Genomic DNA, 18,143 nt, shown 5'->3' with positions numbered 1-18,143 from the left:
TAGGAAATCTTCTGAATATGATTTGGCTTCTATTTGCTCTAAGACCTCGTTTTCATCTGGGGAAAATTACGGAACTACTGACCTAATTTTGTATGTTTAATAAGTAGACTGATGAGTTCACATTTTTAATCTATGTAGATGGGTTAAAACGAATAAAAAGGAGTTACCTATGGATATACAGAACAACAAAAAGATTGTGGCTGAATTTTTTTCAAATTTGAACGCACGCGATATGAACGCAGCATTTGCTCTCTTGGACGAGAGTTTGCATTGGTGGATTTTAGGCAATATACCGGTGTCAGGTGACTATGATCTAAAAAAGATTAGCCTTGGTCTAAAATTGATCTTTAGAGCTTTTGACAATTTTCAGTTTACTTGTAAACAATTTACAGGAGAGGAAGACCGCGTGAGCCTCATTGCTGAGTCTCATGGAATTCGGAAATCCACAGGCAAAGCATATAACAACCAATATCACTTTCTCTTTACCATCAAGAATGGGAAGATAATAAAGGTGCAGGAGTACTTTGATACCGTACACGCTGTCTGGGTAGAGAGTCCTTGATCGAAAATAAAAGAGTTGCCAAACATTGGCTAGGCTACTTCTTTTGGAACATTCTAACGAACGAATGGAGATCATATGGATACATTGTATTGGGCCTTAGGTGGTTTTGTGTTTTGGACTTTACTCGTAGGCTTTAGCCTTACAACTTACCGGAGTATCTTTGTGCTTACAGGCAAAAAGAAATCCAATGAATTCCCTGCGGGCGTGCAGCACGGTTCAGAGTTCAATTGGCGTTTTAACAGAGCACATATGAATTGTTTGGAGAATGTTCCTTTGTTTGTTGCCGTTGCGTTTTTAAGTGTAAGTTTACAAAAAGTTGATTCTTTTGTTAACCAAGCAGCTTTGCTCATTTTAGCCGCAAGAGTTTTGCAAACTACTACTCATTTGATATCCGGTTCCCCTTGGTTTGTAAACATTCGGTTTACATTTTACTCGATCCAAATTATTTCTTACGCGGCTATTCTTCTCCACATATTCTCCATTCTGTAGCTGAAATAAATTTCCAAGTAAATGCACCTTGCAAAAAGGTGCACTTTTTTTTGCTTGAAAAATATACGCGTATATTCTATAGTCAGGAAATGGTGACGCGGTCTATATCGAGAAAAAAATTCCTGATTGGTTCTTTTGGTGCCCTGGGACTTTACTTTGCCCTAAGTCCGTATTTGGGTAAGCGGCTAAAAACCTTATTTTTATCTAAAACTCAATCTGAGGTAATATGGGTGTATCTTTCGGCACTTTTACCTCTTGGCTACATGGAACAGCCTAATTATCGCAATTCTGTCATCCAGAGAGTGGATGAAGAGCTTTATTTTGTAAATGAATCGATTCAGTCAGAATTTGACAGCGCCATACTTCTAATTGAATTTTATCCTTGGGTCTTGGGTTATTGGTCCTCATTTTCAAAGCTGAAACGGGAGGAGGCCTTAGAATGTATCCAAAAAGGGATCCAAAGCAAAAACCTGTCTGTAAGGGCAGCTTTCTCTAGTTTACGAATGTTATGTTATCTAGTCCACTACGGACAAAAGGAATCCTGGAAAGATATACAGTATGAAGGTCCATTTGCCGCATTTCCGGAAAAAATCTCAGAATCAAGAGCCTATTACAAAGAACAGGTGAGGGGCTAATGATGAAATATTTGTTCGAATGGAAGGATTATCCCCAAGTGAGTGAGATCAGAACAAAGGTTTGTATCATTGGTTCTGGATGTGGAGGAGCTACCCTTGCACTAGAGTTACAAAAATCGGGTATCGATACGATCATCATTGAGAAAGGTGGCTATTACCCAACTTCTAGTTTTGACAATTGGGAGTTAAACATGGCGGGGAAAATCTCCGCAGAGCGAAATCTGCAAATGGACACCCAATACTCTATGAATTTGGTATACGGGAACAATGTTGGAGGTGCCTCTGTTCACTACTGGGCTGATAGTTATCGTACGCCTGAGGATCGTTTGGTGCGTTGGCAAGAGAAATTTGGCATCAAACACCATGGCCCCAAAGACTTAAATCCATACTGGGATATTTTAGAAAAGCGACTCAATGTCCATGAGCCTAAAAAAGAATATTATAATTTAATGAATCAGAAAATGAAATTGGCTTCCCAAGGACTCTCTTGGTCGGGTCACCCTGTTCCCCAAGCCCGAAAAAATTGCCAAAAGTCCGGCCATTGTATGCAGGGGTGTGCCTTTGGAGCAAAACAGTCTCAACTTGTAACTCATATTGAAGAGTTTATGCAAGTCGGTGGGCGTATCTTTGCTGATTTGGAAGCAGATGTTTTTGGAACAGAGGATGGGCAAAAAGCGAAGAAAATAAATTCGTTGAAAGCATCAGTAATCGATAGAGCTAAAGGCAAAAAGAACGGCCAGACAATCGAAATTCTCGCAGATGTTTATGTCGTGGCAGCAGGTGGTTTCCAAAGCTCAGCTCTACTTTTGAAACAAGGTTGGAAACAAAATTTACCAGCATTAGGCGAATATTTTGGAATGAATGCTTCACCGATGGTACACGCCTTGTTTGAGGAAAGTATGATCACTTACCGAAATATACCCGCAGCCTTTGGAATAGACGAGTTCCGATTAGCGAGATTTAACGAAAAGAACGAATATACGGAAGGAGGATTTATGCTCATGGCAAACCAACTCCAGCCCGGAACATTTGCTTCGATGATTCCTTTCGTTGGCGAAAAGCATTTTGAATGGATGCGCTCCTACAAACAAGTCGGAGGAACTATCGGGTGGATTGATGATTTTTCCGATGAACTGGGTCGGGTAGAAATGGATGGTAAAAAGAGATTGGTGCAAGCACCTGATGGAAAAAAGACCAGAAAACAAATGTTAGATCTTTTGAAAAAACAAGTGATTCTCAACTTTAAGGTGGGCGCCAAAAAGGTTCTGGTTGCTACAGTTACAGGAATCGAAATGAAATCCATTGATGAAATCTCCAGATTAGATTCCCAAGAATTGCCTCCTCATTCTTTACTCATGGCGGCCCCTCACCCTTTTGGAGGATGCCGTATGGGTGAGGATCAAAAAGTATCAGTTGTTGATTTTGAGCACAAAGTCCATGGATTTAGAAATCTTTATGTTGCTGATTCTTCTGTTTTTCCAACAGGACCTTCCGTGGACCCAAGTTTTACAATTATGGCGTTTAGCATGCGTTTAGCTGATTTTTTAAAAGAAAGACTTACATGAAGATACTACTTAGAAGTTTATTGAGTGCTGTTGTTTTTACCAGTCTTTGGAGTACTTGGGCTTATTTTGCGAATGCAAATTTTGGTTCTGAGTATGCAAAAAAAGCAGCTATTACACAAGGAAGTTTTACTCTAATCAATTCTTTTGTGTATACAGTTATTTTGGAATTTCTTTTAAATCGTTTCGAAGGGAAGAAACGCTGGATTGCATTTTTCATTCCAAATCTCATTGTCTCAATCATATTACCTCTGTTGCATATTAAGAGAGGTACACCAAATGTATTTTTTACTGTTTTGCCTGTTTTACTCATTATCTATTTGATCTCTGGGCTCTACACCTACAGAAGGGAAGCGGTTAAAAAATGAAATTTTTTTTATCACTTAATGTATACGCGTATATAAATATTGGATACCATGATGGTCTGTATTTTTTTTATGCCTGCTTTCGAAGGTTGTCTTTCCAAAAACAAATTTCAAAGCTGAACATTATATTCCTTTCCTACTCTTACTGCTTGTAGCGGCCTGTATTAGAATTTTCTCATTCTTTGCATATGATCATTTAAAAAACAAAAGAGTGCTCCTTCCATGAATGAATTGGGAAAAGACTACACGAACCATTATGTGACACGCATTGGAGATATAGACTACAACGAACATGTGAATGGTTCTCGTTATGAGTTTTTTGCTGAAGATGCGAGAATGCAAACACTTAGCAAAATGGGAATTGACATAAAAAAATTGATCAAAAACCATATTGCTCTCCAACACAAAGGATCACATTTTCAATTTCTCAAACAAAGGACATGGAATGAAATTCTAAAAATTGAAACTACATGTGATTGGATTGAGAATGGCAAGATCCAATGGAATCATCTTATTTATGAGCTGGAATCGGGCGACTTAGCGGCTAAACTTGTAAGAGTAGATTCTTTAGAAGAGTTTGAAGCAAAAGACAGAGATTTGATTCAGTTCTATGCCGAGAAAAATAATGAATTGCGCATCCGAGAGCAGAACACCGAGCTCAATCCGGAGAGTAATGTATTGGAGTTTTCTTTGCGTGCAAATACTTCCGATCGAAATGGATTCCATGCCTATCCATTGCACCAGTTATTTAAACTTGTGGAGGAAGTTCGTTGGCTTTTTAGTGAAGGAATGGGTTTGAGTTTAGAAGCCGCAAAAGAGATGGATTGTATTTTTTTCACTACAGAGAGTAACCTCATCGAAACATCCAAGATTTACCCAGGTCAAAATATTCAGGTAAAAGCCTTTATTTCCGATTATAAAAAAGTAGCCTGCACCTTGCAGCAGTTATTCTTCCAGGGAAATGAGGCAAAGCCATTTTTATCAGTCAAAGAAACAATGCTTGCGATCTCACCATCGAGAATGGCTCCACGTAGGATACCAGACGAATTGATCCATCGCTTTCTAAAATCTCCTTGAAACAAACAAAATTCTTTGCCCTATGGTTGGTAGGTGCAAAAGAAAGAAAATCCAAGGTCCAAATCCTCCCGTTCTAAATCCAAGAGCTCATCCTCTCCGAGTAAGGAGAAGGATCTATTTGTCCGAGCTCAGATTTTAGAGGTCGCAAGAAAGACAGTCCTCAAAAAAGGTTACGAGGCTCTTTCCATACGTACCTTGATGGCGGAACTCGACTATTCTCCTATGGTCTTCTATCGTTACTTTACAAACAAAAGAGCCTTACTCCATCACTTATGGGTCGATATCTTTGAGGCATTGATTCGTTCCATTGAAAAACATCTGGATCTCAAAAAACCTGAATCTGACTCTCGCATCAAAAAAATTGTCATCGGAAATATAGAATTTTGGCTTAAGCACCCAGATAAGTATAAGATCGTCTATTTGCATCCTGACTATATTGAAGAAGAGGAAGAGGATCGGTTCTTTGTGGATTCTCCCCTGATCCAATCTTACCTTGAGAGGTTGATCCAGGTGGTCGTATGGGAAAAACAATCACGAAAAATTGGAAAGGATTTATCGGAGATGGATATCCTTCGGTCAATGGTTATCCTAGTGCAAGGGGTTTGCCATTCTTTGGTAACGGTAGGTGAATTTCCATGGGGCTCGCATAAAAAATTGTACCAGACAATGGTGAATATCTGGTACAAAGGGCTTAAGTGATGGTAGGATTTAGAAATGATACCCTATACCTAAATTTAATTGAGGTGCATCCGTATATATTTTGTTATCCTCTCTAAATTGGTAGCGGCTCCCCGATAGTTCCAGATTTAGATAAAGACTTTCTGTCATAAAGTAACGAGTTCCTAGACCGATGCCATATTGCCAGAGGTCTGCTCCTCTTCCAAAACCAGTCAACTGGCCACCTCCACCTAATAACCGTATGTATGGTTTCCAGTCCGTACCAATGGCAAACTGGTATCCTAGAGATAAAGTGGCAGTTGCAACTGAAATCTCTGTAGACCTGGCGAAACCAAATCGATTTTCGTCTTTTTCGGCTTGGATCCGAATGTACTGGGCAGAGAGTCCAATTAAAAATGACTCTCCTAATATCCGTTCATATGACAATAATGCAAGCGGTTGAGTTTTGTTTTCGATTTGTACGGCCCCCAATCGGAGGTCAAGATAGTTAGCTTTAGGACTCGGGCCCTCCGCCGAAAGGCTAAAAGAGATCAAAAAAAGAAGCAATAAAAAAATAGAAAAAGGTTTCATACAGTTACTATACGCGTAGATATTTTTTGGTAAATGAAAAAAAACAAAAGTTCGATTTTATTTAGATTTCTAATAAAGATTGCTACAAATGTAATTTATTGACAAAGTTAATGCTATTTACATTTTACATCGATTTAATCCGAATTTTAACTTCCTAACGAATTCTTTGACAAAATTTGCTTTGTGTCACAGAGAATGCACTGGATATCCCGGAAATTGGAGCATTTTACCTCCAAACGACTCTAAGTTTTCAATATCGCAACTTTTTAAAAAATTCAAAACCTAAGCCAAGCCCATCTTAAAAAACTTGACGCAGGTTAATGTTATTAACTATTTGGTTAATATGATTAACCAAATTTCAGAATCTAAGGTAAGGATTATGGAAACGGCGGTGGGTATTGCAAACGCAGAGGGATGGGATTCTTTGAGTGTCAAAAAAATTGCAGACCAACTATCGATTACCTCAGCCGCACTCTATAAACACTTTGAAAGTTTCGAAGATTTAAAAATCCATATAAGTCTATTCTGTTTTCAGGAGATTTCAGAGCTCTTGGAAGAGGTAACACTATTACGTGCAAATTCTTCTGCCCGTTTGGAATACCTTGCCTTGTTACTCCGAAAGTTTGCAGTCAAACAACCTGGATTATTCCAAGCAAGTCTCTTCCGAGGAGAGAAGGAACCTAAGGAGTTGGCAAGTTTACGGAACCGTTCCCAAAAACTTTTACAAGATCTATTTAGAGATTATTCTATCCCTGAAGACAGATTGCTCTCTGTTAGTCGTTCTTATCGGGCACTTATATTTGGCATTTTGTCTCTTGAAATAAAAAAATCCTTCGGACTCCCAGAAAAGCCTGAAGTGAGTTTCAGAGAAGCCGTTTCCATCTTTTTAGCTGGCCTGGCAAGTAAATACCCTGAAGGAAGGATTGTATGAATCTTTTGCCTAAATCATTTCGCTCCCGTTTCTATCCATTTTACAATGAAGTGTATTTGCCAGAACACAGAGATCCTCGGACCGTACTATTCCATGTTATAGGGACAGTGATGGGTCTAGTATGGATTCCCTTCGCCACTTTTTACCTTCATCCTATAATGCTTGTTTGTTTTCCAATCATCCACGGTCTACCGGGTATACTTGCCCATCGGTTGTTTGAAAGGAATGAGGAGGTTGGAGACCTTAGGATCAATCGTAAGGATTATCCAAACCTATGGTTTGTCATAGCGAACCATATCATTACTTTTCAATTGGTCTTCTATTTTTCTCGGAGAAAATTGCATGAAAACAACGAAGAATCCGTTCGTTGAATGGAAACAAAAACTGAAAGGTATATATGATTCACCCTGTATTGATGCCTGCGATTTTAAAAATGAAAATAAACAATGCCCTAATTGTGGATTATTGCGGTTTGAAAAAAAAGAATGGAAGTATTACTCTCCGGAAGAAAAAAGCAAAGTCATAGACTTGTGTGCATTTCGTCGAAAGAATTCTTTTTTGTGATCGAATATAAAATTTGCCAAAGAGAGCTCCTTACATTTTCTTAACTTCTGTATGCTCCTTAAGCCAAAATTTTTGAAATACATAGTTTCTATTTGCATTCTCCTTATTTTCGCGCAATGCCGAACCACACAAATGCAAACCAAAGAGATTTCTGACTCCAAAGAAACGAGTCCCATTCTTCCTTTTTTTGAATCGAAAGATGAAAAAATAGAAAGCAAGAATATCAGTTTTAAGGCAGTAGGAGATACCATTCCTGGTACAAATTACCCCGAAAACAAATTGATCGATGATGAAAAGCGATTGTTTGCTGCCATACAAGAAACTCTATCCGGAGCCGACATCTTGTTTGGAAATTTTGAGAGTACACTTACAGAATACCCACATTCGGGCAAGGATGTCTCTCGGCCCAACACTTATGCTTTTCGCACCCCACCTGCCTATGCCAACTTACTGAAATCAGTTGGCTTTGATGTAATGAGTGTTGTGAATAACCACTCTTATGATTTTAAAGAAGCTGGTTTTTTGGATACACTTCGTAACTTAAACCAAGCAGGGATTCTGGCGGTAGGTGGAAAGAATACCATTCAATACCTGAACAAAAAAGGCAAAAAGATTGCCTTTATCGGTTTTAGTTACCAAACCTATCACAATTCCATCACGAGGATGGAGGAAGCAGAGGTTTTAGTCAAAGAAGCCGTTGCCAATGCTGACATTGTGGTTCTTTCGATCCATGCAGGAGCAGAGGCAAACGCGATCCACACTCCTGATGCAGAGGAGATATTTCTAGGAGAGAACCGAGGCAATATGGTAAAGTTCTCACATCGCATGATTGATCTGGGAGCTGATTTGGTTTTGGGGCATGGCCCACATGTCCCGAGAGGGATGGAAATTTACAAGGACCGTTTGATTGCCTATTCATTGGGGAACTTTATGGGTTACCGCTCTCTTTCCTCCAAGGGCGACAATGGTTTGTCCTTGGTCTTGGAAGTTCTTGTGGATGAACAAGGCGGCTTTGTATCAGGGAAAATCCACCCCGTCTTAATGAAAGATCCAGGCATTCCTTTCCCCGACCCTGAGAAAAAAAGCATCCGTTTCATCCGGCAATTGAGTAAAGAGGATTTTCCGAATTCTCCCCTTACCATTGACGAAGAAGGCAATGTGGGCAAAATTACCGAAGCCCTTCCTGGTTGAGCTAACTCTCCAGAAGGACATTTTTTCAAAAAAAAGGTGTCCTTTTTTTCGCATCAAATTATACTTTCAGCGTTTTGGAGTGTACTATGCCCCATCGCGAAGAGATACAAAGATTATACAATGCTTATGAAAGCATCGACCACCAAGACCTACCAACTAGACTCAATACTTTGGACCAAATCCTAAGCCTTGACCCCAAATTCCCACATGCCTTGCGAGAGAAAGCGATGATTCTTTCTCGTATGAACCAGAAGTCTCAGGCCAAGGACTTGATGAAGGAATACCTCAAACATGTGAATCCTAGTTTTACGGCAGGTGCCTATTTCTTCATCGCGGAGATTTGCCATGAAGAGAAACATTTGCAAGATGCCCTGCAATACTGCAATGAAGCTTTGCACATCCAAAAAGACTTTGAGCCTGCTCTTGAGTTACGTGCCGAGGTATACGAAAAATTAGGAGAACATAAAAAATCGGAACAAGATTTACTTCTTCTAAAGAAGTTACGAGATGAGGAAGCTGCCAAATGGGCTGATCCCAATCATTACTATCACTACAAATAAAAATATCTCGAATCACAATCTACTTTACATTCATCCTACGCTTATTTAAAATATAGCTGGTCAAACGATTGGTTCGACTAAAGTTCTAAGGAGCATTCATGGATCATCAATCTGAATTCAAACCCTCACGCTGGACGATTCGGATCAAGCTCATCAGCATTATTTCCTTCATCATTATCTTTGGACTATCAACAATGATTTTGTTAGCGTCTTCCTTTTTTAAGGATGATTCTGAAAAAAGAATCCAAGAGACAAATCTACAATTGGTAGATGTGATCGGCCAAAAAGTGGAAGATGAATTTTATTCCATTGCCTACAAAATCAATAATATGGCCATCATTTTGGACCAATCACTGCGGAAAGAACAAACTGCACTTTTAACAGATCTCTTTTTCAAAAATAATGAAGATTTTATCTACATGGCGATTGCGGAAAAGAGGGGAGACTCCTTACTAATCAAAAATAAAATCGTCAATGAAACATTTTTAAAAGAAAACAATCTTTCCGAAGAAACGTTTTTACAAATGAACAGTGTGTTCGGAGATGAATTTGGAAGATCAGCCGATGGAGCTACGGTTGTGCTCAATGTTAGCCCTAGTTGTTTAAGTCCCTGTTTGGGATTGAGCATACCTTACGGAAGGCCTGGCCAGAGTCAGTTAGTACTTCTCTACATGGATGCGGCAAATTTTTTGAAAGCATTCCAGTCATCCGGGATCACAACCACTTATTTGATCAATGAAAAAGCGGACCTACTTGCTCACCCTGATCGAGATGCAGTTTTAGCTGGAAAGAGTATGTTAGAGTTCCCGATTGTGAAATCCTTATTGGAAAGTAAGGTAGACAATGGCCAAACACGGTATGAACGTGAGAGTGAGTTCTACTTAGGTTCATATAAAAAAATGGGCCTTGCTGGACTTGGAGTTGTGTCAACCGTAAAGGAGGATGATGCATTTTTAGCTGTCTACAATATCCAGAGAAGAAATATCTACATACTTCTCATTATTTTAAATGTATCCGTCATCATAGTATTTTTCTTTTCCCGAACCATTTCGGCTCCTATCATCCGACTTGTTTCTGCCACAAAACAAATTGAAGGTGGTGACTTCCATGTAAAAATCCGTCCGTCTACCCGAGATGAAGTAGGTGTCTTGACCAACTCATTCATAGGCATGGCGCAAGGCTTGGAAGAAAGGGAAAAGGTGAAAAGTATCCTTGGAAACATGATCGATCCAACAGTTGTGCAAGAAGCAATGATTGATATGGCTGCGCTTAAACGTGGTAGCGAAAAACAAATTACTGCATTCTTTTCGGATGTTGCAGGCTTTTCCACCATCAGTGAGCAGTTAAAGTCAGAAGATTTGGCGGCTTTGTTAAATGAATACTTATCTGCTATGACCATCATATTAAAACAATATGATGGAGTTCTAGATAAGTACATAGGTGATGCGATTGTGGGGATTTTCAATGCACCAGTAGATGTAGACAATCACCCTTTGAAGGCTGCAAAGGCATCTATAGATATGATTCGCAAATTGAATGATTTGCGAGCTTATTGGACAGCAAATCAGTTATATACGGAAGAAGCTCGGGTCATGGATGCACGGATTGGTCTCAATACAGGACCAGCTAAAGTTGGTTTCATGGGGACAGACGCTTTGGCCTCTTATACTATGATGGGCGATACGGTGAACTTAGCAGCGCGTTTAGAAGCAGCGGGAAAGGATTACGGTGTTAACATTCTTATCAGTGAATCCACAAAATCTAGAATTGAATCTGAACTATTCACAAGACGTCTTGATTTAGTGCGAGTGAAAGGAAAAAATGAGCCGGTGCAATTGTTTGAGCTCATTGCCTCACATTCGGAAGTCGATCCGATCATCAAAGAAAGTGCTGAAGCGTATGAAAAAGGGTTTGAACTTTATTTAAAAAAGAATTTTGCAAAAGCAATTACAACCTTAAACGAAGCCATTAAAATCAAGGCGCAAAAATTTGGTAAAGATAAGGCAGCTCTAATGTTAATTGAGCGCTGTGAAGAGTACAAAGAATCCCCACCTGCATCTGGATGGGATGGAGTATTTACTAGGACTCACAAATAATTATGGCATTCAGTCTCAGCGAAAAACTTTGGATTCTATTTCAGATAACAGTGCTATGTTTTCTTTCTTTTTTGCTCTACCAAGACTTTAACCAAAGGATCAACGTAGAAGGGGAAAAGGTCATTGGAACCATTACCTTTAAGAACAAAACAGTACAGAGAAAGTATGCAAGCCATGTCGTATGGGAGGATTTAGAAAAAGACTTTCCTCTCAGAAATCGGGATTCCATTCGAACGACTTCGGAAGCAGATGCAGAAATCACATTGAATGATGGTACCAAAATCAATTTGAGTGAAAACAGTATGATCCTTCTCAACTTGGAGGACGAAAAAACGGATATCGACTTCGCCTATGGTTCCGTTTCCGCCAAAACAGAAGGGGCAACAGGGAGTTCTAATCTACGAATTAAATCTGGCGATAGTTCCGTGGCTGTTGGAGCCGGGGACGTTAAGTTATCCAAGACTGAGAATAAAGGATTGGATGTAACGGTTGAAAAAGGTGTCGCTGAGATTTTTTCCTTTGGAGGGAGTGGACAAAAGATTGGCCAAGACCAGAAGGCTTCATTGGGAGCAGACAATGGCAAATTAGAGATCAAAAAAGTTGAATTAAAGCTCGTTAGTCCTGCGGATAATACTCGCTATTTTTCTCAATCCAATACTTTTCCTGTATCATTCGAATTTTCAAAGGATACAAATGTACAAACTGTAACCTTTCAAATCGCGTCCTCTTCCGATTTTAAAACAGGGCTACAAAGCAAAAAGACAAATGACAAACAAGTCTCTCTTCCTTTGAAAGAGGGCACATACTACTGGCGAATTTCTGCGGGCAATGACTTAAGCCCTACTCGTAAAGTTACCATTTACCAAAACAAATCAGTTACACTCGTTTCACCTTCCAAAGAATATACTCTTGCAGTTCCCGTAGAAAATGCATACGTAAGTTTTTCGTGGACAAAGAATGATCTCGCTTCCAATTATCGATTAGATGTTTCCCCAAGCCCAGATTTTAATTCGAATCTGAAATCATCTGTTACAAAGGTAAATTATCTTTCGATGGAAATACCTAAAGGGAAATTCTATTGGCGAGTTGGTGCAAATCTCCCAACTGGTTCTGGTTCTTATGAATTCTTATATTCGAATATTCAAAGTTTTGAAATTACTGATCCAAAAAAAGCGAAACCACCAGTTTTATTTAACCCTTCTCCCAAGTCAGTGGTATATTCGATCTTAATGGAAAAAAAGGGTCTCTTTTTCAACTGGTCTGGAGACCAAAGTCTTTCGGGATATGAATTCCAATTGTCCAAAGATTTAAAATTTGATTCCATTTTGCAAAAAAAATCTCTCAACTCCAACTTCCTTGAACTCAAAGAAAGTTTATCGGCTGGGATTTACTATTGGCGTGTTCTTGGAAAAACAAAAGATGGGCAAGATACCGATTTGTCTCAAGTTTCTAACTTTGAGGTAAAAGATATTAATTCGATCAAAACGTTTTCTCCTGAACCAAACATAAGTCTCTCTGACGTGGATTTGAAAGAGAAGGGCTTGGTCTTCTCTTGGGAAAAACTTCCCATCAAAGGGAAATACCAATTGCTAATTGCAGAAGATCCTGACTTTAAGAAGGTCATCAAAACAAGTTCTACAGAAAATCATCGATTAGTGATAAAGGAAATTGGAGACGGAACCTTTTATTGGAAGGTAGCTTTGCTTTCCAATTCTTCCGAGAGCTATCTAAATTCCAATGTTTCTAATTTTTCCGTACGATATGCACCAGAACCGATTCGTTTATTCGCGCCAAAAGTGAATGCAAAAGTCAAACTAGCACAGGCCCCACTTCTTTTCCAATGGAGTAAGGGCAATACCAGTAGCTATGAGTTCAAACTGTTTGTAAAAGACGGCGACCAGACAAAAGAGATTCATTCCAAAATACTCACGAGCAATGAGTATAAATTGGATATAAAAGAAATTGAATCTTTTTCTGGTCCCATGGAATGGTCTGTTCTTGGCATTGCAAGTAGTGGAGAAAAAAGTAAAGAAACACGCTCCAAGTTCATCCTAGAAGGAAAAGAGATTAAAGGAGAAAATGATGTTCAGGACGTACGTTCTGTCACTTTACTTCTACCACTAGAGGCACAATCTATCAATATTTCAAAATCAAATGAGATATTATTTAAATGGAGTCCTATCCCAGGTATTAAAAAGTATAAGTTTAGCCTTTATGACAACAAAAAGGAAATTTATAATACTACGGTTTCCAAGTCTGACTTCCGATTTAGTAAATTAGATTTATTAGATAGAAAGACCTTTCGATGGGCAGTGAGTCCATTGACCGATCAGGAGAATGGACCGGAAACCTCCGGAACCTTTAAAATAGAACTAGATGCGATCAAAGAGGATATTGAGATTTTATCACCGGATGTTCAATATGAAGAAGATTAGATTACTAGTCATTCTGATTGGGCTTGCACCTCAATTTATCTTTGCAGAGTCGTTTCACACCATTCGTTGGAAAGGAATTCCATCAGCATCTGCGTATTCAGTTGAACTTAAGGACCCAAAGGGACAAGTCACAAATTATAAAACAAAGAAACCCGAAGTCACTTTAAAAATGAACAAAGGGGTCTACCAATACCGTGTAGGTGTATTAAATAAATTAAGCGCGGTTGAAAAATGGTCTGAGTGGCATGATCTAGAAGTGAAATCTCTCGCGGCTCCTGTCGTTGACGAGGACAGTTCCCGTGTCACAACAGAAGGTGGAAAAGAAAAGATATACTTTACAAGTGAAAATGTCTATGAAGGCACAAAAGCATTTGTGATTCAAAACGGAAAAAAAATTCCAGCCAAAGTTGAAACAACTCAAGATGGCAAGACAAGTATAGTTATCGTTGATCGGAAGTTAGTTGATCCAACAAAAGATCATAAGGTAGTTTTGACAAACGCAAAGTATGAACCCATAGAGGTTCTGATACCTGGAGAACTTGTTGAGAAAAAGGATACGGAAGGAAAGCTCACACTAGAAAAAAAAGAAGACCAAGATTTTTCTCCGGAGTCAGGAAAATCACTTTGGTCTATGCTGTGGAGACAAGCCGTACTACCCGGTTGGGGCCATCAATATGCGGGGCATGAAAAGACATCCTATGTTTACTATGGTCTATTGGGAGGCTCTCTCATCAATTTAGGCGTACAAGAGTCCCGTTTGGTTCGCAGAGAAGGTAGTTTTCGAACGGCAGAAGATATTTCAGAAGGCCTACGCTTTGCAACAGAACCATTCCAACCAGCCGTTTTATTCTATATGGATACAAGAGAATCGCGGCTGGAAGAACAAAAACAAAGAGTGAACCAATCCCTTGTAGGCGTAGGAGCGGTTTATTCAACAGCATTACTGCATATTCTCTATACTGGTACGAAAAATTCTTTAGGAACTCGGAAGTTGACATTTTGGGAAATGTTGGGTAGACAAATCCTTTTGCCTGGTTGGGGACACGATGCGGTAGGAGATCATAAGACGGCTTATTTTTATTATAGTTTAATGGCTGCTAGTTTAAGCAATTTAGCCTACCAGAATTATCTTTATCGGAAAGAGTCATCCAGCTATCGGACAGAAAAAGATTTAAGTGAGGGCGGCTTTCTTTTAGACCCAAGCAGCCCTTTCTTTTTAATTTTGATGGATACGAAAACGCAAAAGATTGAAGACCGAGAAGCGCGTGTGAATCGATCTCTAAGCGCAGTTGGAGCAATCTATGCTACTTCCATTTTGCATATTATGCTATCGGCTCACCTAAAACGGTATATTGGTGGCGGTGAAACCTCTTTTTTCTTTGGGATCAGACCCGATGATCAAGTCTATAGCTTTCGCCCTCTCGACTGGAACCAAGTTAGAGCTGACATAAGATTGAATTTTTATTTCTAAATCATAGCAAAATTTCTCTAAATCATTCTCGCTAAAAAACGGAAATCCAGAGACTTAGTCAATGTATCCTTACATTTGATTCACATGAGTTTGCTATCCAAAATACTGCTAATTTTGTGTATTTTTGCCACAAATCTTGGGGCAGAGGCATACCATGTCATAAAATGGGCACCCATAGAATCTGCGTTTGGTTATACGATCGAGATTAAAGATGCAAATGGAAAAACCATATTTGAAAATGCAAAAGAGCCAAGTGTCCGCATAAAATTAAGCAAAGGAAAGTACCTATACCGAGTCGCCGTCCTAAACAAATTCAAAAAAATTGAAAAGTGGTCGGGTTGGAACGAGCTCGAAATTCGCCCTGTGGCACTGCCTATTGTGACCAGTGCCACTTCAGAAGTGCAATCGGAAGGAAATGTAGACAAGATCACTTTTAATGGAGAAAACATCTACGAGGGCACCAAAGCTTTTGTCATTCAGGATGGGAAAAAAATACCCGCAGAGATCCAAACAAGTCGCGATGGCAAGGTCAGTGTAGTTTCAATTAACCAGGAGCAAGTTGATAGGAAAAAGAATTATAAAGTTACATTAGAAAATCCTAATTTTGATCCAATCGAGGTTCCCATAGTGGGAAAACAAACAGCCACTTGGGAGGATCCTAGAGCGGAGACGCATGTATCCGAGACGGCAAAACCTGTAGATGATTTGAAAAAGAATATATGGCCAATGTTTTGGCGGCAAGCCTTGCTGCCTGGATGGGGTCATTACTACATAGGAGAAAAGAAAACAGCCTATGCTTATATGTCGATTTTTGGTTTATTTGCTTTCAATACGCTTCGAGAGTACAGAGAGTATCGTTTAGATTACATTGATTTTAAGAGCAACCAAGAGAATTGGCAAGCCATCCGAGCACTCGATCCCTCTGGGAACCAAATCCCCTTTTTCACGACAAGTATTATTGAAGAGATTGCACTTTCTAAATTAGAAGAAAGGGAAAATAAAGTAAGGCAATCCATAAACCTTATGGGTATAGTCTACTTAGGTTCTTTACTTCATATTCTTTATACTGGGTATTCGCATCAGTCAAAAGACCTTAACCAATCGAACAACTTTCAAATGGGATTTAGATATGAAGAGCCAAATCTGCACATCAGGTCGCAAGATAAAAACCAGATGAGAGTTGACTTACGGTATACATTTTTTTATTAAGCTCGACTATATCTCATCAAGACAAGAGTTAAATCATCTTGGATTTGGTCTATACCTCCGGAATAATCAAGCACCTTTTGAAATACATAATTGCGAATATCATCCAAACTTTCTTTTCTTTTTTCTGTTATGATTTGAAGGAAATTTTCTTCCCCAAACATCTTTGCATCTTCTTGTGGTGAGGCTTCTGTTAAACCATCGGTAAGGAGCACGATCAAATCACCGGATTCTAATTCATATTGTTCTGATTTTGCGAGCAATGGAAAGAAAGGAGTTATCAATCTACCTGTCGGACGCAGAGAGATGAGGCTTCCATCCTTTTTTATGATGTATAAAGGGAAGTGTCCAGCACGTGCAAATATTAACTTGCCAGTATCTAAATCAATATGAGCCATACTAGCAGTAATAAAATGATCCTTTAAATTGCTTGAAAGTTGTGTGCGAATGTGTTCCAAGCTTTCTATTACTTCCTTGGGATGTCTTCTCCAATGGTCCAATGCCATCTTCATCAAAGCAGACAAAAAGGCAGCGGGTATCCCATGTCCGGAAACATCTGCTATAAACACTCCAATTTCTTTGTCTTGTTTGTTCCATATGATATCGAAAAGATCTCCTCCCACTTTCATCATAGGAACATTTCGAAAACTGATTTCAATATTTTCTAAATCGCTTGGTTTTGCAGGGAAAAGAGATTCTTGGATCCGTTTCGCAATGTCTAATTGTTTATCGATTTCCGCTTTTTGTGCTTCAATCACCAGAGTACGTTCTGTAACTTTTCTCTCAAGTTCCTCATTTGCTATTTCTTTCAAGCGATTTAAAATTTCAAGAGATTCGAGGGCATGTTTTTGAGCGCGCTCTCTTTCTTTCGATGCAGTTACCAAAAAGAAGGCAATCCCATTTACGCTGAAGAGAAACGCATCTAAAAAGATCAGGGAATCATTGATGGATATGGAACCTTCACTTTTCCGAGCAAAGACGCCTATGCCCTGGATTGTTTGAACAACGGCTGTGAAAGAAAGAACTGCACCTGATAAAGTTGCTCCATATTGTTGGAAGCGCAGACTTGTTAAAATAACAAAAGGAATGGGCAAAAATAGTAATGGCAATTCATCGGAGAATGCGATTCGGCCCGAAAGATAAACCAACACACACCAAAGAAAAAGTTCAATTTTTTTGTACCATCGGACTTTCATTTCCTCTTCAGGGTTTAGCCAAACATATAACAAAGGTGCTACGATTAGAAAACCTTGCATTTCTCCAGAAAACCAAGTGAAGAGCACATTCCAATACACTTCGTAGGGTAAAAATCCATAGACGAGAAGACTAGTCACTCCGATGCCTGCCGACAAAAGAGAACCAGGTATCGTGCAAAAGGTTAAAAAATAAAGGAGTCCTCTCGTTGAATATAGAATATCTCTTTGTCCTGTCAGTCGCACTAACAAATAATAGGTGAGAGAAGAACTTAAGGTATTCCCAATCCCGATCAAAAGCGCAGTCGGCAGATGGGGGTTGTTTAGGTAGTTGGCAAGACTTGCTCCTAGAAAAATCCCAGGGATAGAAATTTTACCGAGCAGGAGAAGGGCTGTCAGTGCCATGCCTTCCGGAGGCCAGACAGGAGAAACTTGGCTGTTTAAAAAGGCTAGTTGAAAGCCTATTTTGGAAAATATGACATAACCGAATGTGAGAAGTGCAGTCCAAAACAGTGCCTTCGGTTGGAGGAAAATTTTCACGTGGCATAGCCTATCACA

At 39.3% G+C, this 18,143-nt stretch carries 18 protein-coding genes; 16 read left to right on the top strand and 2 right to left on the bottom strand.

Translation table 11 applies throughout. The annotated features are described in order from the left end of the window. The first annotated feature begins 169 nt into the window (after positions 1-169). The 7 genes from DI060_RS07585 to DI060_RS07555 all read left to right on the top strand — a co-directional run bounded on the left by DI060_RS07585 (position 170) and on the right by DI060_RS07555 (position 5,389). A complete protein-coding gene (locus DI060_RS07585; RefSeq protein ID WP_108975323.1) occupies positions 170-562 on the top strand; it encodes a nuclear transport factor 2 family protein in 393 nt (130 codons plus the stop codon). Positions 563-637: 75 nt separating this feature from the next. Further along, entirely contained in the window at positions 638-1,051 is a 414-nt protein-coding gene (locus DI060_RS07580) for an MAPEG family protein (protein ID WP_108975321.1), read from the top strand. An 89-nt stretch (positions 1,052-1,140) separates the two neighbouring features. Then, on the top strand, positions 1,141-1,686 hold the full coding sequence (locus tag DI060_RS07575) for a hypothetical protein (protein ID WP_108975318.1): 546 nt from the start codon (positions 1,141-1,143) through the stop codon (positions 1,684-1,686). Further along, complete coding sequence (locus DI060_RS07570) at positions 1,686-3,251, top strand: GMC family oxidoreductase N-terminal domain-containing protein (RefSeq protein ID WP_108975316.1); 1,566 nt, start codon at positions 1,686-1,688, stop codon at positions 3,249-3,251. Before DI060_RS07575 ends, DI060_RS07570 begins: the two co-directional genes overlap by 1 nt. Beyond that, positions 3,248-3,616, top strand: coding sequence for a hypothetical protein (locus DI060_RS07565; RefSeq protein ID WP_108975314.1), 369 nt, complete (start codon positions 3,248-3,250; stop codon positions 3,614-3,616). The genes DI060_RS07570 and DI060_RS07565 overlap by 4 nt, the downstream gene beginning before the upstream one ends. A 219-nt stretch (positions 3,617-3,835) precedes the next feature. Next, positions 3,836-4,690, top strand: coding sequence for an acyl-CoA thioesterase (locus DI060_RS07560; RefSeq protein ID WP_108975312.1), 855 nt, complete (start codon positions 3,836-3,838; stop codon positions 4,688-4,690). Positions 4,691-4,723: 33 nt separating this feature from the next. Beyond that, positions 4,724-5,389 carry a TetR/AcrR family transcriptional regulator gene (locus DI060_RS07555; RefSeq protein WP_108975310.1) on the top strand — a complete coding sequence of 222 codons (666 nt, stop codon included), beginning with the start codon at positions 4,724-4,726 and terminating at the stop codon, positions 5,387-5,389. A gap of 9 nt (positions 5,390-5,398) precedes the next feature. Here DI060_RS07555 and DI060_RS07550 read toward each other — a convergent pair whose 3' ends face one another. After that, positions 5,399-5,938 carry an outer membrane beta-barrel protein gene (locus tag DI060_RS07550; protein WP_108975308.1) on the bottom strand — a complete coding sequence of 180 codons (540 nt, stop codon included), beginning with the start codon at positions 5,936-5,938 and terminating at the stop codon, positions 5,399-5,401. 343 nt (positions 5,939-6,281) lie between these two features. On the opposite strand from DI060_RS07550, the gene DI060_RS07545 reads away from it, so the two are divergent. The 9 genes from DI060_RS07545 (at position 6,282) to DI060_RS07505 (ending at position 16,395) form a co-directional block, all read left to right on the top strand. Continuing rightward, positions 6,282-6,869 carry a TetR/AcrR family transcriptional regulator gene (locus tag DI060_RS07545; protein ID WP_108975306.1) on the top strand — a complete coding sequence of 196 codons (588 nt, stop codon included), beginning with the start codon at positions 6,282-6,284 and terminating at the stop codon, positions 6,867-6,869. Next, positions 6,866-7,240, top strand: coding sequence for an Mpo1-like protein (locus DI060_RS07540; RefSeq protein WP_108975304.1), 375 nt, complete (start codon positions 6,866-6,868; stop codon positions 7,238-7,240). The genes DI060_RS07545 and DI060_RS07540 overlap by 4 nt, the downstream gene beginning before the upstream one ends. Continuing rightward, positions 7,212-7,433: a DUF1289 domain-containing protein gene (locus tag DI060_RS19315; RefSeq protein WP_108975302.1), complete on the top strand. Its 222-nt coding sequence runs from the start codon at positions 7,212-7,214 to the stop codon at positions 7,431-7,433. The genes DI060_RS07540 and DI060_RS19315 overlap by 29 nt, the downstream gene beginning before the upstream one ends. 132 nt (positions 7,434-7,565) lie before the next feature. Further along, a complete protein-coding gene (locus DI060_RS07530) occupies positions 7,566-8,624 on the top strand; it encodes a CapA family protein (RefSeq protein ID WP_108975739.1) in 1,059 nt (352 codons plus the stop codon). Between the two features lie 86 nt (positions 8,625-8,710). Next, positions 8,711-9,184, top strand: a complete 474-nt coding sequence (locus DI060_RS07525; protein ID WP_108975300.1) for a tetratricopeptide repeat protein — start codon at positions 8,711-8,713, stop codon at positions 9,182-9,184. Positions 9,185-9,282: 98 nt separating this feature from the next. After that, positions 9,283-11,280, top strand: coding sequence for an adenylate/guanylate cyclase domain-containing protein (locus DI060_RS19310; RefSeq protein WP_108975298.1), 1,998 nt, complete (start codon positions 9,283-9,285; stop codon positions 11,278-11,280). A 2-nt stretch (positions 11,281-11,282) separates the two neighbouring features. Beyond that, positions 11,283-13,715: a FecR family protein gene (locus tag DI060_RS07515; RefSeq protein ID WP_108975296.1), complete on the top strand. Its 2,433-nt coding sequence runs from the start codon at positions 11,283-11,285 to the stop codon at positions 13,713-13,715. Beyond that, on the top strand, positions 13,702-15,186 hold the full coding sequence (locus tag DI060_RS07510; RefSeq protein ID WP_135355014.1) for a hypothetical protein: 1,485 nt from the start codon (positions 13,702-13,704) through the stop codon (positions 15,184-15,186). Before DI060_RS07515 ends, DI060_RS07510 begins: the two co-directional genes overlap by 14 nt. A gap of 84 nt (positions 15,187-15,270) precedes the next feature. Then, positions 15,271-16,395 carry a hypothetical protein gene (locus DI060_RS07505; protein ID WP_108975292.1) on the top strand — a complete coding sequence of 375 codons (1,125 nt, stop codon included), beginning with the start codon at positions 15,271-15,273 and terminating at the stop codon, positions 16,393-16,395. Here DI060_RS07505 and DI060_RS07500 read toward each other — a convergent pair. Continuing rightward, positions 16,392-18,125: a SpoIIE family protein phosphatase gene (locus tag DI060_RS07500; protein ID WP_108975290.1), complete on the bottom strand. Its 1,734-nt coding sequence runs from the start codon at positions 18,123-18,125 to the stop codon at positions 16,392-16,394. The genes DI060_RS07505 and DI060_RS07500 overlap by 4 nt on opposite strands. Positions 18,126-18,143: the final 18 nt, after the last annotated feature.

This window comes from Leptospira ryugenii, assembly GCF_003114855.1.
In the GTDB taxonomy this organism is placed as follows: domain Bacteria; phylum Spirochaetota; class Leptospiria; order Leptospirales; family Leptospiraceae; genus Leptospira_A; species Leptospira_A ryugenii.
Note: the sequence above shows the minus strand (reverse complement) of the source record. Positions and strands in the feature narration are given on the sequence as shown.

Excerpts from the sequence above, each read along its gene's own strand:
- DI060_RS07540 (WP_108975304.1), top strand. The coding sequence starts at position 6,866 with ATGAATCTTTTGCCTAAATCATTTCGCTCCCGTTTCTATCCATTTTAC.
- DI060_RS07525 (WP_108975300.1), top strand. The coding sequence starts at position 8,711 with ATGCCCCATCGCGAAGAGATACAAAGATTATACAATGCTTATGAAAGC.
- DI060_RS07565 (WP_108975314.1), top strand. The coding sequence starts at position 3,248 with ATGAAGATACTACTTAGAAGTTTATTGAGTGCTGTTGTTTTTACCAGT.
- DI060_RS07570 (WP_108975316.1), top strand. The coding sequence starts at position 1,686 with ATGATGAAATATTTGTTCGAATGGAAGGATTATCCCCAAGTGAGTGAG.
- DI060_RS07550 (WP_108975308.1), bottom strand. The coding sequence starts at position 5,938 with ATGAAACCTTTTTCTATTTTTTTATTGCTTCTTTTTTTGATCTCTTTT.
- DI060_RS07545 (WP_108975306.1), top strand. The coding sequence starts at position 6,282 with ATGATTAACCAAATTTCAGAATCTAAGGTAAGGATTATGGAAACGGCG.
- DI060_RS07505 (WP_108975292.1), top strand. The coding sequence starts at position 15,271 with ATGAGTTTGCTATCCAAAATACTGCTAATTTTGTGTATTTTTGCCACA.
- DI060_RS07585 (WP_108975323.1), top strand. The coding sequence starts at position 170 with ATGGATATACAGAACAACAAAAAGATTGTGGCTGAATTTTTTTCAAAT.
- DI060_RS19315 (WP_108975302.1), top strand. The coding sequence starts at position 7,212 with ATGAAAACAACGAAGAATCCGTTCGTTGAATGGAAACAAAAACTGAAA.
- DI060_RS07575 (WP_108975318.1), top strand. The coding sequence starts at position 1,141 with ATGGTGACGCGGTCTATATCGAGAAAAAAATTCCTGATTGGTTCTTTT.
- DI060_RS07580 (WP_108975321.1), top strand. The coding sequence starts at position 638 with ATGGATACATTGTATTGGGCCTTAGGTGGTTTTGTGTTTTGGACTTTA.
- DI060_RS07530 (WP_108975739.1), top strand. The coding sequence starts at position 7,566 with ATGCAAACCAAAGAGATTTCTGACTCCAAAGAAACGAGTCCCATTCTT.
- DI060_RS07560 (WP_108975312.1), top strand. The coding sequence starts at position 3,836 with ATGAATGAATTGGGAAAAGACTACACGAACCATTATGTGACACGCATT.
- DI060_RS07515 (WP_108975296.1), top strand. The coding sequence starts at position 11,283 with ATGGCATTCAGTCTCAGCGAAAAACTTTGGATTCTATTTCAGATAACA.
- DI060_RS07510 (WP_135355014.1), top strand. The coding sequence starts at position 13,702 with ATGAAGAAGATTAGATTACTAGTCATTCTGATTGGGCTTGCACCTCAA.
- DI060_RS19310 (WP_108975298.1), top strand. The coding sequence starts at position 9,283 with ATGGATCATCAATCTGAATTCAAACCCTCACGCTGGACGATTCGGATC.